This window comes from Sphingobium lignivorans (assembly GCF_014203955.1).
Lineage (GTDB): Bacteria > Pseudomonadota > Alphaproteobacteria > Sphingomonadales > Sphingomonadaceae > Sphingobium > Sphingobium lignivorans.
The window spans coordinates 282,942-296,955 of the sequence record NZ_JACHKA010000001.1 but is presented as its reverse complement, the minus strand read 5'-3'; the positions used below and the strand labels follow the sequence as shown (position 1 = coordinate 296,955).

The window sequence follows — 14,014 nt, the reverse complement described above, 5'->3', positions numbered from 1 at the left end:
GAACCGTGCCCCTTGACGCCTCTCTCCGCTCCGGCGATGTCCACGCCGTCGAGGTTCTCCGTCTGGCCCGTGCCGGACGGAGCCAAGAGGGAAGCCGGTGGAAAGCCGGCGCTGCCCCCGCAACTGTAAGCGGCGAGCGGCGGTCATTACGCGTCACTGGCAAGCACACTTGCCGGGAAGGCCAGACCGTCCGCGCTGACCCGCGAGCCAGGAGACCTGCCTCAGGCGCGATAACGTCCACCGGCGGGGTGTCCGGGCTGGCCGCTTGCCCAGCCGTGCCCGCCACGGGCGCGCGATGGATTCTGGCGTCCGTCCGTTGCTCCGTCCCAATCGGGATTACGATGCAATGACCCAGACCACCCAGCCCGCTACGAACGACAGCACCGTCCGGCTGATCGACATGGTGTTTCCCGGCGACACCAATCACCACGGCACGCTTTTCGGCGGTGTTGCGCTGGCGCACATGGACAAGATCGCCTTCCTTGCCGCGACCCGTCACGGCCGGGCGCCGTTCGTGACGGCGGCCTCCGAGAAGATCGACTTCGCCGCGCCGGCACGCACCGGGGACATGATCGAGGCGAGCGGACGCGTGGCGCGCGTGGGCAACAGCGCGCTGGATGTTGACGTGGAACTGGTCGCCGAAAATCCGGTGACCGGCGAGCGGCGCCTGTGCACCCGGGGACGCTTCACGCTCGTCGCGGTCAAGGGGCCTGGCACGCAACTTCCGCTGCCACCACTGACGACGGAGAGACACGGGGAGCCAAGCGCCGCTCCCGAAGAGGGCATGCTGCGCATGGTGGACATGGTCTTCCCGCCGCAGACCAATCATTATGGCACGCTCTACGGCGGCGACGCGCTCAAGATGATGGGCAAGGCCGCGTTCATCGCCGCGTCCCGCCATGCAAGGGCCGTGATCGTCATGGCGGCTTCCGACCGGATCGAATTCGCCTCGCCCATCCGGTCAGGCGAAATGGTCGATCTTGCCGCGCGCGTGCTGTCAGTCGGACGCAGTTCGTTGCGGGTCGCAGTCGACCTGCGGGCGGAAGATCTGATGACGGGGGAGCGCCGGCAGTCGGCAGCGGCGACCTTCACGATGGTCGCCGTGGACCGGGAAGGCCGACCCAGCCCCTTCACACGGTGACCACACGGCAGAAGGGGGCCCGGACGCCGCGTGAAACGAATGCGGCGCCCGGGCGAGATCCGGCCTCAGCCTTCCACGGCCGGGACGATCTTGATCTCGACGCGACGGTTCTGCGCCTTGCCCTCGGGGGTCTCGTTCGATGCGATGGGCCGCGTCTCGCCATAGCCCATCGTCGCCACGCGCACCCGCGCGACTCCGTGCGACGCCAGATAATCGGCTACGCTCTGCGCGCGCCGCTCGGAGAGCGCCTGATTATAGGCTTCCGTACCATCCGAATCGGTGTGGCCGAGCACATCGATCATGGTCTTTGGATATTCGGCGAGCGTCGCTGCTACCTCGTTGAGCGTGGGCTGGAACTGCGGCTGGATGCTCGATTGATTGGTTGCGAAAGTGATGCCGGAGGGCATGCGCAGCAGCAGCTCGTCGCCCTGACGCACGACATCCACGCCAGTGCCGGCGGTGCGTTCGCGCATCTTCTTTTCCTGCGCATCCATATAGGCGCCGACGCCCGCGCCGGCGATCGCGCCGATGCCTGCGCCGACGATCTTCTCGGTCCTGTCGTTCCGGCCGCCGAGCAGATCGCCAAGGAGATAGCCGCCCAGAGCCCCGCCGACGCCGCCGATCGCTGCCTTGGAGATTGTGCGGTTACCGGTCTCGGGATCCGTGACGCAGCCGGAGAGAGCCAGTGCCGCGAGCGCCGCCCCGGCTAGGGCAATTCGGGGGTGGCTGCGAACGTTCATGTCTTTCTCCCTCATCCTCTACAGGGCCCGCCCAGCACGGGCGCGCCCATAACGCACCTCAAAACCTGATCGTTCCCTGAACGGCCATCTCTCCTTGGAACCAATTCTGGCACCCGGCGCCGGTCGCTCGCTCTCGCGCCAAAATAAAAGGCTCCGGGAAGCAGGGCAATATAATCTGCCGAAATCCGCCATCACACTGACTGCCTGGACATGCTCTCCGTTGTGGCGCGCCGCAAAAAAATGTCTATTAGAGTCTCACTTCATGCCCCTCCCTGAAGTCACCCCCGCTTTTCCATGGATCGATCTGGCGATCGTCGTTGCGCTCGCCGCCATCAATGGCCTGTTCGCAATGTCCGAGCTGGCGATCGTCTCCGCGCGCCGTCCGCGCCTTCAGGGAATGGCCAAGGCAGGGAAGCGAGGGGCGGCCGCCGCGCTGGAACTGAGCGCCGAGCCGGGTCGCTTCCTGTCCACCGTGCAGATCGGCATCACGCTCATCGGCGTGCTGTCGGGCGCCTATTCCGGTGATAAGCTGGGCGGGCCGCTCGGCGCCATCATCGCCAGCTATGGCGTCGCGCCGAATATCGCCGAGAATGCAGGCTTCACGATCGCCATCCTCTTCGCCACCTATCTCTCGCTGATCATTGGTGAGCTGGTCCCCAAGCAGCTGGCCCTGCGCAATCCCGAGCCGCTGGCGGTGGTGATCGCGCCGGTGATGCAGGGATTGGCCCGGGCCACGGCCCCTCTCGTCTGGCTGCTGGACAAGTCCAGCGAGCTGGTATTCCGATTGCTGCGGATCAAGCCGGATTCCTCCAACCATGTCACGGCCGAGGAACTGCAGCTCATCGTGGCCGAAGCGAGCCGGCAGGGCGTGATCGAGGAAAGCGAACGGGCGATCATCTCGGGCGTCGTGCGCCTCGCGGACCGGCCGGTTCGCGAAGTGATGACTCCAAGGCCGGAAGTGGACTGGCTGGACGCGGACGGTGACGCTGCGGACCTGCGCCAGAAACTGCTGGCGACGCCCCATACGCGGTTGCCGGTGGCGCAGGGCAGCGTGGAAGACATCATCGGCGTGGTCCAGGCTCGCGACATCATGGCGGCGCTGTTTCGCGGGGAAGCGCTTGACCTGCGCGCCCTGATGCGCACCGTACCGATCGTTCCCGATCAGGTGGACGCGATGGACGCGCTCAACCGGCTGCGCGAAGCCGACGTACCCATGCTCATGGTCCATGACGAATATGGTCACTTCGAAGGGATCGTGACGCCGTCCGACCTCATGTCGGCCATCGCAGGCGAGTTCGCCTCCGACAGCGATCTCTACGCGCAGCCCATGGTGACCGAGCGGGAGGACGGATCGCTGCTGGTCTCCGGTCAGATGTCCATCGATGCGCTGGCCGAGCGGCTGGATATCAGCTTGCCCGAGGACCGCGACTTCGCAACGGTGGCCGGCTTCGTGCTGGCGGTGTTGCGTCGCCTGCCCGAGGAAGGTGAGAATTTCGACCAGCAAGGATGGCGCTTCGAGGTGCTCGACATGGACGGGCGCAAGATCGACAAGCTGCTGGTGAGCGCCACGACCGACTGAAGCCGTAAACTCGTCGCCGTTGCTGGAGGAGAGGCGTCAGGTCAGGCGCATGTGCAGGAACTGGCTGAACGCGTTGGCCTCATAATGCGAGAAAGCCGGCCCATCCGTGAAACCATGGGCGCGATAGAGCGCCAGCGCGGGCTCGAACGCTTCGCCACGGCCCGTTTCCAGTGAGAGCAGCACGAAATCCAGCCCACGTGCCGCCTCCACGAGATGGACGAGCAGTGCCTTGCCGACACCCTGCCGCAGATGATCGGGATGTGTGCGCATCGACTTGATCTCGCCATGGCCCGGGGCGATCCGCTTGAGCGCAATCATACCGGCGAGCGCCTCGCCCTGCCAGGCGCCCCACAGGCTGAGCGAGGGCTCCTCATAGCCCGAGAGATCGAGAGCCCAGACATGGCCGGGCGGCGATCCCTCCGCACTTCACACGAAAGGCGGCCCGGCCACTTTGCTCAGATTGTCAAGCTGTCGCCCCGCGCTCTAGGCTGATCGACATTCAACCTCTGGGGCGCGTTGCCTCCCTGTAAAACGTCATGCTGAAACAAGTTCAGCATGACGAAAATATTGGATGAATGTCGTCCCGCGCTACAGCGCCGCTTCATAGATGCGCGCTGCGTCCTGTTCGGTCAGGTCGCGCAGGTTGCGTTCGAGGAGGCGCGTTACTTTCATCGCGGAGCTGGCCATCCGGGGAATGGCGTTGGCACTGATGCCCATGCCGGAGAGACCGGCGGGGATGCCGACGCGGGCGGACAGATCGGCCACGAATTCGATGCCGGCACGGGCGGTCGCTTCGTCGTCCGGCCCGTCGGGGATGCCCATGGCGCGCGCGATGGCGGCATAGCGCCCCGGAGCCGCCGCGAGATTGAAGCGCAGCACATGCGGGAGCAGGATGGAATTGGCGACCCCGTGCGGGATGTGGAATTCCCCTCCCAGCGGATAGGCCAGGGCATGCACCGCGGCGGTATTCACCGGGCCGAGGCACAGGCCGCCATAATAGCTTGCGCGCAGCATCGCCTCGCGTGCCACCAGATCGGTGCCGTCGACACAGGCGCGCTCGAGATGCGATGCGATCAGGCTTATGCCTTCCAGTGCGAAGATGTCGACCACGGGATGGGCGAAGCGGTTCGCATAAGCCTCGATACAGTGGGTGAGCGCATCCACGCCGGTCGAGGCCGTCACGGCACGCGGCATGGAGACGGTGAGTTCCGGATCGAGATAAGCGAAATCGGGTATGAGCCAGGGGCTGACTACGCCTTTCTTGAGATCCTCCTCCTCGTCCCCGAGGATGGCGATGGGCGTCACTTCGCTGCCGGTGCCGGCCGTGGTGGGCACGCAGGCGAGCGGCAAGGCCCGGCCGGCAAGCAGATCCACGCCAATGACCTGCTCGATGCCCTGCCGTCCGTCCGCCAATGCAGCGACGAGCTTGGCAACGTCCATCGCGCTGCCTCCGCCCAAGCCAATGACGGCATCGGCCCCGCAGGCGCGCGTGGTCGCCAGAGCATCGTGGAAGTTCTCGATGGTTGGCTCGCCGGTCAGCGCGTCCCAGACGGTCACGCTCATCGCGCGGGCTTCCAGCGCCGCGATCAGGGGCGCGCACAGGCCGCGTGTCGGCGGGGTGGTGACGAGAAGCACCGAGGTCGCACCCCGTGCCGCGAAATCCTCCGCGCAGGACAGGACGACGCCCTGTCCGATCCGGACCACGCCGACATTGAAGATCGTAACGGGGCGGTTGAGGCTCATGCGCGCAGGTCCGTCTGGCCATTTCGGAAACGGCGCACCATTGCGAGCGAACGCCACCTGCGACTTGCACGAGACGGAACTACGCGTTGAACAGGGCGCGCGGCGGCGCACCGGCCGGGCGTTGATGCCGCGTCAGACGCTCTCGGTGGCGCCTGCGGATAGCGCGCCGCCGCCGGTGGCAAGCGCTGCCAGTTTCTCGCGTCGATAGACACGCGGCGCCTCGCCGAACCGTTCCCGAAAGCTGCGGGCAAAATGGGGCGCACTGTTGAAGCCCCAGCCGAACGCGATGTCGGTGATGGTGAGATGGGCGCAGGCTGGATCAGCCATCTGCCGGGCGCACTCCTCCAGCCGGCGACGCAGGACATAGGCCGAGGCGGTCTCGTTGCCCGCCGCAAAGATCATGCGCAGGTAACGGGAGGATACCTTGAGGCGCGTGGCGATGAAGCCGGGGCTGAGATCGGGATTTCGGAGATTCTCCTCGATGAAGAGACGCACCCGGGCATGGCGGCCGGTGAGGACTGCAGAAGAGGAGATCAGGTCATCGAAGCCGATCGCGAAGGCGGTGGCCAGCGCGTCCAGCAAATTGCGGGCTACGCGATTGTGGACGGCTTCCGGCAGGTCCGCGGCGAGTTGGAAAAAGACACTTTGGGACAGCCCAACAGCGTGTTCGGCCAGCCCCTCCGCGGCGCGCAGGTGCCGCCCGCAAAACTGTTCCGGCGAAGGCAGATGCTCGCGTATCGTGCCGATCCCCGCGCGGATGAGGAGCAGTTCGACAGGGCCGTGCGCGGTGTAGCTGTAGGGGACAGCATTGTTGCAGAGCGACATGTCGCCCGGACCCAGGACACAATCCTGCCCGTAGTGGGAGAAGCTGGCCTGACCCGCGATCTGCAGCAGGAAGGAGTAAGCGGGTTCGGCGACATGGCCGATTTCCTCGGCCGTCCGCTGGAGCAAGCCTGAGTCCATCTCGATGCGCACCAGTCGTATCGGGCCCAGCGTCCCGCTGCTGAGGGTCGGCCCCGTCTCGGATTCGCCAAGCGTGACAGTGGCCCGTTCCACCTGAGTGGCGTAAAGCTCTTCCCAGGCGCGTGCTCGTCCCGCCCGGGTGCCGGGAGGCAGGTGATGCACTTCTATCATCGACATTGGCGCTGCTGATCCTCACCCGCTCGTTCTGGCGTCATGAGGGGCATTATCAGCAACAAACACACGCTGGAAAGGGGCGGCAGGCACGCCCCGATCGCTCATGGACGAAAGGGCTGGTCAGCAGGGGATAAGGTGCCCCGCAAAAACGGATCGCCGGCCCCGTTTCCGGAGCCGGCGGCGACCGTCGGGCATTTTTTGCCTCAGTTCTGCGGCTGAGCGCCAGGTTGCGCTTCAGCCGAAGCGACCTGCTGGATGCGCTGCCGAAGCGTGGGATTGGCTTGCGAAGCCTGCGCGATCTCATTGAATTTCACTGGATCGAGCCCCTCCGCCTGGACCGCGGCGAGCATCTTGGGCTGCTTTTCTTCCGCAGGCACAGCGGCGTCCTGCTGGATCTTGCTGGCCTCGATCGCGGCGCGGGCGAATGCCTTGAGGTCCGCGTCGGAATACTGCTCGGTCGCCGCCGGCGGCATGCCAGGCTGTGCGGGATCAGCAGGCGAATTTGGGGCCGGCGCGGGCGCCGGGGTGGGCGCCGGGGCCGCTTCCTGAGCCAAAAGCGGAGCGCTTGCGGCCATCGCGGCACCGACAAGGGCCATCTTGAGGGAATTTCTCATCATGAATGCCTTCCTTTTTTGGGGACCGTCCCCTCCAATCTAGGCGCTGACCGATATGTGACAAATATTGGTCGACCATCCGTTCCTCGACCGGGGCGGGTGGATAAAGGGTCGACAATATAACGAGAAAATATAACGAGTTGCCGATGTCCCGGCATGACGGGCGATCAGCGGCCGATTGCGCGCTCACAGTGTGCGGCGTCGGAGACGCGGGAAATGGCCCTCTTTCCTTCCGACTGGTGCAAGTCCCGGATCGACATCGGCCCTAAGGCGAGCGATGGAGAGCTGAACTCTTCTCGTGGAAAGAATTTTCCTATCTGATATAGGATTTCCGAGCGAGAGGATCAGCGGGAGAGGAAGCGTCGCCGGCTCGTCCGGAGGCGTGGAGCGCGGAGGGCTATGGAAAGCTTCAGCACGGAGGCACTGGTGTGCAGGGGGCGCGCCCAGGCCTGGAACGAAATCTATTCGACACGCCTGTCCGCAACCGACTTCATTCCGCAGCACGGGAATTTCAGCGCCGGCCTCAAGCTGGGCGGGCTGGGGCAGATCAGCCTCGCGCGGCTGGTCACGGGCCCCTGCACCATTCGCCGCACGGATGACCATATCAGCGGGAGTACGCCGCGCGTCTACTCGTTCCTGATCCAGCTCGCCGGGCGCGGGCTTTTCCATCAGGGCCTCAATGAGGCGATGCTGCGCGCAGGCGACTTCACCATGTGCGACAATGCCGTCCCGCATTTCTTCAATCTGGACGATGACGCGGAAATGCTGCTCGTCCGGGTGCCGGGAGATGTCATCAACGATTATCTGCCGCATCCCGAGCTGCTGTGCGGCCGCCGCCTTCCGGCGCGCGAAGGGCTCACCCCGACCGCAGCCCTGATGGCCTGCGGCCTGTGGAAGCAGCTCGAACGCGGCTTCCGATCAGCCCATGACGACAGCATTGCCCATCAGCTGCTCGACATGATCTCCACTTCCTACAGCGTCGCCTTCGGCAGCGAGCTGAACGGGCCCGACCTGGATGCGGTCTATCAGGAGCGGGTACTCAACTTCATCGAGGACCATATCCGTGATCCCGGCCTCAACGCCCAGCTCGTGGCCGGCGCGATCGGCATCGACGCTGGCGAGCTGGCCGCCATGTTCTCGCGCCGAGGCGACAGCCTGCGGGCCTATATCCTGCGCCGCCGGCTCGAACTGGCGGCGCGCCAGCTCCGCAACCCGCGCTGGCGCGGCTCGACGGTCGCCCAGATCGCTTATGGGCTGGGCTTCACGAGTCTGCCGCTCTTCACACGCGCCTATCGCCGGCGTTTCGGCGTCAGTCCCGGCGACTATCGCAAGGCGCAGTTCAACTGAGGTTGGCCATCCTGGCGCTTCTCATCCTCCGGCCGCCGCCGGTAGTCTGACCGTTGCCTGAAGACCGCAGTCGCCCGGGCTTTCCAGCGTCAGGCTGCCCCCATGGCTTTCGGCCAGCGCCTTCACGATCGAAAGACCAAGGCCGACTCCGCCGCCGTGACGGCCGCGCGATTGTTCCAGCCGCTCGAACGGCGCAGTGATCTGCGCGATCATATCCTCCGGCACGCCTGCGCCTTCGTCCGTCACCACAACGGCGATGCTCGTGTCTTCCTGGCGCAGCGACACATGCGCGCGCGCGCCGTAGCGGATCGCGTTGTCGAGCAGATTGGCGAGAATGCGACGGAAGGCGAGCGGCGCGCACCGGCAGGGCATGGCCTGCTCTGCCGCCGAGAAGCTGATCTCGTCTCCCGTCTCCTGACGCAGCTCCACATAAGCGAGCGCTTCCGCCCGGGCGTCGATGATCTGGTCCTGCGCCGGCGGGCCCGTCTCTGCACGGGCGAAAAGCAGGATGTCCTCCAGCAGCCGGCTCATTTCCTCGATATCATTGACGGCGCGCATGCGCTGCCGGTCTTCGGGGATATGGTCGGCCCGCAGCCGCAAGCGGGTAAGGCAGGTTCGCAGATCATGCGCGATGGCCGCCAGCATGCGGGTGCGCTCCCCCACCAGCGCGCCGATCCGCTGCTTCATGGCGTTGAAGGCCTCGCCCAGGATGCGGACTTCCCGTGCGCCGCCCGGCACGATGTCCGGCGCCGCGATATCCTCGCGAAAGGCCGTGGTCGCCTGCGCGAGCCGGGCGACCGGCCGCACCACCTGCCAGAGCAGGGTCAACAGAATGAGCAGCAGCACTGCGCCGGCCACCAGCCCGACGAGGAGATAGCGCGAGGCCAGCTGCTGGAGGGCGAGCGGGGCGCGCTCGATGGCCAGCACTTCGCCACTGCGCAAGCCAATGAGGACGCGGATCGGCCCGCGCGGCGGCTCGCCGGGCCGGCGGTTCCAGGAAAAGATGGTGCCCTCGCGCGCCTGGACCCGGAGCGGCCGGCCGCTCAGCGCCTCGGCATAGCGGCGAAATCGCTCTTCGAGCCATGGCGCCGGGCGGGCCTCACCCTCGCGCGCGCCGGCGCCGTTTTCCTCGGGAAAGTACGGAAGAAGCTCAACGCTGGTCGGGCCGGTGCTCGCGGCCGCCACGATCGCGGGACGGAGTGCCGGGGGCGCCTGTTCGATCGCTTCCGCGATCTCGCGAGCATCTTCCGGCGCGATCAGGCGGAACATGATAGGCCGCCCGTCGGGCCACATCGCCGCGAGCAGGATCGTCATCTGCAGCGCGAGAAGGCCAAGCAGGAATAGCGCTGCGATGCGAAACAGCAGGCTGCCGGTGATCCGCCCCATCTCAGGCGCCGCCGGTTTCGACCGCGGGCGCGAACAGATAGCCGCCGCCGCGCACGGTGCGGATCATCACCGGGCTGCGTGGATCGTCGCCGAGCTTGCGGCGCAGGCGGCTCAGCTGCACGTCGATCGTGCGGTCATAGGGGCCGGCATCGCGGCCCCGCGTCCAGTCGAGCAGCTGGTCGCGCGTCAGCACGCGCTGGGGATGATCAAGCAGGGCGATCAGGAGATCGAACTCGCCCCCGGTCAGTTCCACGGCCTCGCCTCCGGGGTCGCGCAGCAGCCGCGAGCCGGCGTCCAGGTTCCACCCGGCGAAGCGATACCATCGGCCGGCCACGGGGGATGGCCGGTGCGCCTCGCGCGTCCGGCGCAGGACCGCGCGGATGCGCGCAATGAGCTCGCGCGGATTGAAGGGCTTGGGCAGATAATCATCGGCCCCGATCTCCAGCCCGAGGATGCGATCGATATCGTCACCCTTGGCCGTGATCATGATGACAGGGATGCGCAGCGCCGCGGCATGGAGGCGGCGGCAGATGGACAGGCCGTCCTCGCCGGGGAGCATGAGGTCCAGCAGCACCAGATCCACCCGGCGTCGGTCCTTGAGCCGGTCCAGCTCGGCGCCTGAGCGGCAGGCACCCACCTCGAAGCCTTCCCGGACAAGCAGATCGCTCACCAGTTCGCTGATGTCCTCGTCATCCTCGACAAGGGCGATGAAAGTGCGTTCCGCAGCGGGCTCGGCACGGGTCATGCGCTTCATGTCACCGGATGGCGAGCGCATCTCAAGACCGAATCGGCGGCTGTTACACTTCGTTGCCGTTCCTCACCATGGGTTCATGGCCGGCTTACCGGGGCGGGGGATGAAGGGTGCCTCATCCATGCAGGAGATTATTCATGTTCAGATCTGCGATCATTCCGGCATTTGCGATGCTGGCGGCCGGTGGCGCCGGCGCCCTTGTCGCTGCGCCGGCCGAAGCGCGTGAGCACGGCCGGATCGTGAGGGCCCAGGGCCCTTATGGTGGGGGCTATGTGGCCGGCCGCCATGTGTCCCGCCAGCCCGGCTCCACGCAGGTGACGCGCGGCGCGGCCACCTATGGCGGGCGCGGTTACGGCCAGACCCGCTCCACCCAATGGGGCGACGGCGCCGTGACCAACAGCGTCGATAGGCGCTATGCCAATGGCACCGGCATGTCGCGCGACAGCTCGCTCGTGCGCAATGGCGACGGCTCCGTAAGCGTCCAGCGCGATCGCACGGGCCCCGCGGGGAACAGCCAGTCAGGCTGGAGCACGATCTACCGGACGGACGATGGCTACACGCGCACGCGGAGCGGCGCTACGTCCAGCGGCCGAAGCTATTCGGCGACACGCGACGTCTCGGTGAACGGCGACTCGGTCACCGTCGACCGCAACGCCGCAACCGGCTCCGGGCGTGCGGTGAGCAGTACGCGCACTTACTCCCGGCGCGATTGAGGATGGCCCAGATCATGAAACTTTCCCTCACCCCCATCATGGCGCTCGCGCTTTCCGGCTGCATGGCAGCCCTGGCCGGCGCGGCCCATGCCCAGCCGCAGCGTGACCCCGGCCAGTTGCTCGAGCGTGCGGACGCCAATGGCGACGGACGCATCACCCGGGCCGAATATCAGAAAGCGCGAATGCAGATGTTCGAGCGGCTGGATCGCAATGGCGATGGCGTCATCAATGACGACGACAAGTCCGGCGGCATGCTGGCGCGCCGCCAGATCGGCGAACGCATCGCGCAGCTCATGGAGCAGATGGACGCCAATCGCGACGGACGCGTGACGCGCGAGGAGTTCCAGAAGGCCCCCATGCCCGTGTTCGATCGCGCCGATTCCAATGGTGACGGCGTGGTCGACCCGACAGAGCTGGCGGCATTCCGCAAGGAAGCCGCCGCCCGGCGCGCCCGCTAAGGGCGCCCCTGCCGGCGGCACCCGTCCGCCCCCCAACCTGGGTGCCGCCGGCAGATCATCGCATATGAAGGTTAGGTTCGCACCGAAGAGCCGCGAAAGCGCGGCGTCGACGGATTGCGGCAGCGAGAGCCCCGCGGAGCCCCCCAACGGGGAAATGATCGATCAGGAAATGATGGTGCTGCCGGTGAGGATTGAACTCACGACCTCAGCCTTACCAAGGATGCGCTCTACCACTGAGCTACGGCAGCACGACCGTACGCGGAGGGTGCCCCGCGTCAGCAAGGTCGCGCCTATGGCCCTGCGGTACGGCTCTTGTCAAGGCGACTTGCGGTGCACGGCCGGGATTCGGTAGGCGCGGTGCATGAGCGAGAGCAAGGAAGACCGGCAGCAGCGACTGGCGCGGGCGCTGCGAAACAATCTTCGCCGCCGCAAGGGGCAGGCGCGCGAGCGGGCAGGCGGCCTGACAGGCGGACCGGAGCAGCCAGCGCCGGGGGACAACGATCCAGTGAACTGACGGCGAGGCCTGGCAAATCGGGCGAAGGAGAAGCTCCGCTTGACAATGTTCGTTCGATCGAACAGTAATTTTGCATGGGCTCTTCCCTGACGCCTCTCCCCGATTCTCCCGGACTCGCCAGCGCGAGTGTTCAGGGGAGCGCGGCTGGCCTGGCCAGTTCGGCGCCAGGAATGCCGTCCGTCACGGCCACCGACCGCCCGGCTCAGGACCGTGCCGGTCAGGACGGCAGCCTCGTATCCCTGCGAATCATCGAGGCGGCGATCCAGCAGTTCGCCTGCGCCGGGTTCGCGGGCGCGAGCACGCGCGAGATCGCGCGGGCATCCGGCACGGCGATGTCATCGATCACATATCATTTCGGTGGCAAGGAAGGCCTGTATCTGGCCTGTGCCGACCATGTGGCCGAGCAGATCGGCGCCGTGCATGCGCCCTTGCTCGACCAGATCCGCGCGCATCCGCCCGCTGACGCGGAGTCGGCGCGGACGGCGCTTCTGGCGCTGCTGGAAAACTTCGCGCGGTTCATGCTGGCGCCGCAATCCGAGCGCTTCTCGCAATTCGTGGTGCGCGAGCAGCAGCGGCCCACCGAGGCTTTCGAGCGGATATATGCGCGGGTGATGGCACCTGTGCTGGAAACCGCCGTGGGACTGCTCGCCCTTGCCCGGCCATCGCTGGACGAACAGGCCCGGCGCGCCCTCGTCCTCCATTGCCTCGGCATGGCGCTGGTGCTGCGCATCGCGCGCGCCTGCGTGGCGCGGACCATGGAGGCCGAGGACATCGATCCCGAGACGGCGGACATGCTGATTGCGAGCGTCCGTCGCTCCGCCCGAACCCTGCTCATGGAGAGCTGATGCCATGAACCGCAAGCGCCTGATCATCCTCGTCGCCATTGCCGCCCTGTTGATCGCAGCGCTTGTAACGCGCGGCTTCGGCCTGTTCGAACGCGGTGATGGCCCGCTCCTGCTCTACGGCAATGTCGATATCCGCGAGGTCGATCTCGGTTTTCGGGTGGGCGGGCGCATCGCGGAAATACCGGTGGAGGAAGGCGCGCGCGTGAAGCGGGGCGATCTGCTCGCCGAACTCGACCGTGCCTCGATCGACAGCGCAGTGGCGCAGGCGGAAGCGCAGGTCGCGCAGGCCCGCGCCGAACTTCTCAAGCTGCAGCGTGGCAGCCGCGCCGAGGACGTCGCGCAGGCGCAGGCGCGGTTCACCGCGGCGAAGTCCGCCGCCGACGCAGCCGAGCGCGATTATGCCCGTCGCGCGCCGCTGGTCGAGCCCGGCGCGATCAGCCGCGATGTCTGGGACGCGACCGTCGCCGCCCGGGATCGCGCGCGGGCGCAGCTTGGCGAAGCGCAGGCAGCGCTCTCGCTCGTCCGCACGGGGCCGCGCCGCGAAGACATCGAAGCCGCGCAGGCCGCATTGCAGGCAGCGCAGGCCGCGCGGGCAGGTGTCGGCACCGACTTTGGTGATACGCGGCTCACCGCCAGCGTCGACGGCACGGTGATCACGCGTGCGCGCGAGCCGGGGGCCATCGTTGCGCCCGGGGAAACGGTCTTCACGCTCGCCATCGATCGGCCGTTGCGCGTGCGCGCCTATGTGGGCGAGAAGCAGCTCAGCCGCGTGGCGCCCGGCATGAAGGTTGCCGTCACGGCGGACGGCAACCCCAAGCGCTATACCGGCACGATCGGCTATATCTCGCCGCGCGCGGAGTTCACGCCCAAGACGGTGGAGACCAGCGACCTGCGCACGGACCTTGTCTATCGCCTGCGCATCATCGTGGAGGATCCGGATGGCAAGCTGCGCCAGGGACAGCCGGTGACGGTGGAGATCACCGGGCCGAACGCGAAAGCGAACTAAGGTCATGCCCTCCATGTCATGGCCCATCCGGGATTGGCGC

Annotated in this window: 14 protein-coding genes, 1 tRNA gene, 1 pseudogene and 1 riboswitch; of the genes and pseudogenes, 8 read left to right on the top strand and 8 right to left on the bottom strand. The window is 66.7% G+C overall.

From position 1 onward, the window contains the following. The first annotated feature begins 34 nt into the window (after positions 1-34). Positions 35-238: riboswitch (cobalamin riboswitch) on the top strand. Between the two features lie 108 nt (positions 239-346). After that, positions 347-1,141, top strand: a complete 795-nt coding sequence (locus tag HNP60_RS01395; protein WP_260394600.1) for an acyl-CoA thioesterase — start codon at positions 347-349, stop codon at positions 1,139-1,141. Between the two features lie 65 nt (positions 1,142-1,206). On the opposite strand, the gene HNP60_RS01390 is transcribed toward HNP60_RS01395, so the two are convergent. Next, entirely contained in the window at positions 1,207-1,881 is a 675-nt protein-coding gene (locus HNP60_RS01390) for a YiaD family glycine zipper/OmpA-like lipoprotein (RefSeq protein WP_014074644.1), read from the bottom strand. A gap of 262 nt (positions 1,882-2,143) precedes the next feature. Here HNP60_RS01390 and HNP60_RS01385 point away from each other — a divergent pair, with 262 nt between their 5' ends. Beyond that, positions 2,144-3,460 carry a hemolysin family protein gene (locus tag HNP60_RS01385; protein WP_014074643.1) on the top strand — a complete coding sequence of 439 codons (1,317 nt, stop codon included), beginning with the start codon at positions 2,144-2,146 and terminating at the stop codon, positions 3,458-3,460. A gap of 36 nt (positions 3,461-3,496) precedes the next feature. Here the strand turns inward: HNP60_RS01385 and HNP60_RS01380 are convergent. The 4 genes and pseudogenes from HNP60_RS01380 to HNP60_RS01365 all read right to left on the bottom strand — a co-directional run. Next, positions 3,497-3,820 (bottom strand): annotated as a pseudogene (locus HNP60_RS01380) (GNAT family N-acetyltransferase); the annotation flags it as partial. Positions 3,821-4,048: 228 nt separating this feature from the next. Further along, the gene (locus HNP60_RS01375) at positions 4,049-5,203 is read right to left on the bottom strand and encodes an iron-containing alcohol dehydrogenase (protein WP_184149257.1); all 1,155 of its coding nucleotides are present in this window, start codon (positions 5,201-5,203) and stop codon (positions 4,049-4,051) included. 132 nt (positions 5,204-5,335) lie between these two features. Next, the gene (locus HNP60_RS01370; protein WP_184149254.1) at positions 5,336-6,343 is read right to left on the bottom strand and encodes a helix-turn-helix domain-containing protein; all 1,008 of its coding nucleotides are present in this window, start codon (positions 6,341-6,343) and stop codon (positions 5,336-5,338) included. A gap of 200 nt (positions 6,344-6,543) precedes the next feature. Then, positions 6,544-6,813 (bottom strand): DUF4168 domain-containing protein, encoded by a 270-nt coding sequence (locus HNP60_RS01365; protein ID WP_260394599.1) that lies wholly within the window; start codon positions 6,811-6,813, stop codon positions 6,544-6,546. Between the two features lie 540 nt (positions 6,814-7,353). On the opposite strand from HNP60_RS01365, the gene HNP60_RS01360 reads away from it, so the two are divergent. After that, positions 7,354-8,301, top strand: a complete 948-nt coding sequence (locus HNP60_RS01360; RefSeq protein WP_184149248.1) for an AraC-like ligand-binding domain-containing protein — start codon at positions 7,354-7,356, stop codon at positions 8,299-8,301. A 21-nt stretch (positions 8,302-8,322) separates the two neighbouring features. On the opposite strand, the gene HNP60_RS01355 is transcribed toward HNP60_RS01360, so the two are convergent. Together HNP60_RS01355 and HNP60_RS01350 are read right to left on the bottom strand one after the other, a co-directional pair. Continuing rightward, positions 8,323-9,687, bottom strand: coding sequence for a sensor histidine kinase (locus tag HNP60_RS01355; protein ID WP_184149245.1), 1,365 nt, complete (start codon positions 9,685-9,687; stop codon positions 8,323-8,325). Position 9,688: 1 nt separating this feature from the next. After that, positions 9,689-10,441, bottom strand: coding sequence for a response regulator (locus tag HNP60_RS01350; protein WP_184149242.1), 753 nt, complete (start codon positions 10,439-10,441; stop codon positions 9,689-9,691). Between the two features lie 134 nt (positions 10,442-10,575). On the opposite strand from HNP60_RS01350, the gene HNP60_RS01345 reads away from it, so the two are divergent. Then, the gene (locus HNP60_RS01345) at positions 10,576-11,151 is read left to right on the top strand and encodes a hypothetical protein (RefSeq protein WP_184051456.1); all 576 of its coding nucleotides are present in this window, start codon (positions 10,576-10,578) and stop codon (positions 11,149-11,151) included. A gap of 14 nt (positions 11,152-11,165) precedes the next feature. Further along, complete coding sequence (locus HNP60_RS01340) at positions 11,166-11,609, top strand: EF-hand domain-containing protein (protein WP_184149239.1); 444 nt, start codon at positions 11,166-11,168, stop codon at positions 11,607-11,609. A gap of 173 nt (positions 11,610-11,782) precedes the next feature. Here HNP60_RS01340 and HNP60_RS01335 read toward each other — a convergent pair. After that, positions 11,783-11,857 (bottom strand) — tRNA-Thr (locus tag HNP60_RS01335). A 113-nt stretch (positions 11,858-11,970) separates the two neighbouring features. On the opposite strand from HNP60_RS01335, the gene HNP60_RS01330 reads away from it, so the two are divergent. The 3 genes from HNP60_RS01330 to hlyD all read left to right on the top strand — a co-directional run bounded on the left by HNP60_RS01330 (position 11,971) and on the right by hlyD (position 13,974). Beyond that, positions 11,971-12,123, top strand: coding sequence for a hypothetical protein (locus HNP60_RS01330; RefSeq protein ID WP_184149236.1), 153 nt, complete (start codon positions 11,971-11,973; stop codon positions 12,121-12,123). Positions 12,124-12,293: 170 nt separating this feature from the next. After that, positions 12,294-12,968 (top strand): CerR family C-terminal domain-containing protein, encoded by a 675-nt coding sequence (locus HNP60_RS01325; RefSeq protein WP_184149233.1) that lies wholly within the window; start codon positions 12,294-12,296, stop codon positions 12,966-12,968. Between the two features lie 4 nt (positions 12,969-12,972). Next, positions 12,973-13,974, top strand: a complete 1,002-nt coding sequence (gene hlyD, locus HNP60_RS01320; RefSeq protein ID WP_184149230.1) for a secretion protein HlyD — start codon at positions 12,973-12,975, stop codon at positions 13,972-13,974. Positions 13,975-14,014 lie beyond the last annotated feature (40 nt).